General features: G+C 43.7%; 1 protein-coding gene and 1 pseudogene. Both read left to right on the top strand.

Features of this window, described 5'->3' with window-relative positions:
• A pseudogene (locus tag CGZ90_RS20925) lies at positions 1-189 on the top strand (MEDS domain-containing protein); the annotation flags it as partial.
• Between the two features lie 229 nt (positions 190-418).
• A partial coding sequence (locus tag CGZ90_RS19990) for an arylsulfotransferase family protein (RefSeq protein WP_094254233.1) occupies positions 419-1,803 on the top strand: 1,385 nt, incomplete at its 3' end.

The raw sequence follows: 1,803 nt of genomic DNA, 5'->3' as shown, positions 1-1,803 counted from the left end.
GGAGAGTACGAAAAGGAAGTTGACCAAACTGTTATTGATTTTGGTCTGACTACGGTCTGTGCGTATGATAAATCACGCGTCCCAGTACATTTGCGGGAAACACTGCTCAGCTGCCACAGGTACTACATGACTGATGATGAAGTTCTCGGCATCTCTGAGGATTACCAGATCATGCAAAAAATTGGATAACTAGTTTAATTTGAACGACCTGGGCATTAGCTGCTCAGGTCTTTTTTATGGTGAGGAAGCATGATTCGATGCAGGTAATGACTATGATGAGATTTTTTAAATGTGCTGATTGCTAATGGAACAGATAGTTTAACGAATCGGTATTAATTATTCTCATACTATATATCTAACAATTTCATATATTTTCAGAAGGCTTCATTTTATTTGATGTGTAGGAGTTGAGGATAATATGTTCAACAAACCACGAGGAAGTTCGTCTCAAAATCCTGAAAATCGTGATGCTTGGAGCTTCGTATCGGCTCCTGACTTGCATCCTATGAAGGTGACGATTAATGTAGATAAACCAGGAACAGCACCTGGCTTGATTTTCGTCGCGGCTTATACGTTTTTTAGTGCAGAAATGATCGGGCAGACAGGTGCACTGATCATGGACCAGAAAGGCAATCCTGTCTGGTTTAGACCGCTGCCAAGCAGATACATTCAAAATACGGATTTTAGAACGCAGATGTATAGGGGAAAGCCTGTTCTGACGATGTGGCAGGGGACGATATCCGGAACACAATCGGAGAATCCTAATCTTCCTTATGGAGATCCAGAGCCGGGTGCCTTTTTTCTAATCCTCGATCAGAATTATAAAACGATTAAAACAGTTGCTGCTCAGAAAGGATACACGTCAGATTTGCATGAATTTACTATTACTAGCCGGAATACGGCTTTATTTATTGCCGTTAAAAAAGTTCCGGCAGATCTCCGTTCATATGGTGGACTTAAAAACGGATATATCAATAATTATTCCATACAAGAGATCGACCTTGTAACAGGTAAGCTGATATTCTTTTGGAATGTACTTGATCATGTTAATCCAGCAGATTCGATGCTTCCAGCTTCTTCAGCGAAAGAGTCAAATAATATTTGGGACTGCTATCACGTGAATTCTGTTGAAGAGGGACCAAATAACACGCTGCTGATCAACATGCGCAATATGTGGGCGATATATAATATCGACAAAGAAACGGGAAGGATTCTTTGGCAGCTTGGCGGAAAACAAAGTGATTTTACTCTTGGCCCGAGCGCTGATTTCTCATGGCAGCATATTGCCCGATACCGAGGGCTAAATAGAATAAGCCTGTTTGATAATGCATGCTGTGCCTCTCCCGATTCACCTCCAGAGGGGCAGGCACGCGGTCTGATATTGCAGCTGAACTTCAAGCGAATGACTGCTGAAGTAGACCGCACCTACTATCATGACCCGCCGCTGTTTGTTCCGAGTCAAGGTAACGTCCAAGAGCTGCCGAATGGGAATCAGTTCATCGGCTGGGGGCAGGAGCCTTATCTTTCAGAGTATAGAAATGCAGGAAACACGATGTATGATCCAACATTGAACTTTATTTATGACATGCGGTTTCCTGGCGAAAATCTGTCTTACAGGGCGTTTAAGAATGAGTGGACCGGCTTGCCGCTGTATCCTCCTGACGCTGCTGTTATCATAAACGGAAAATGTGCGGACGTTTATGCATCATGGAACGGGTCGACGGAAACAGCAGGTTGGCAGGTGCTTGCTGGACCTTCGCATGACGAGCTGACGGTACTTGTGAACAGTACGCCTAGAACAGG

Origin of the sequence: Fictibacillus aquaticus (genome assembly GCF_002245695.1) — a bacterium.
Taxonomy (GTDB): Bacteria; Bacillota; Bacilli; order Bacillales; family Fictibacillaceae; genus Fictibacillus; species Fictibacillus aquaticus.
The sequence above is the reverse complement of the archived record's forward strand: the minus strand, read 5'-3'. Positions and strand labels throughout refer to the sequence as shown.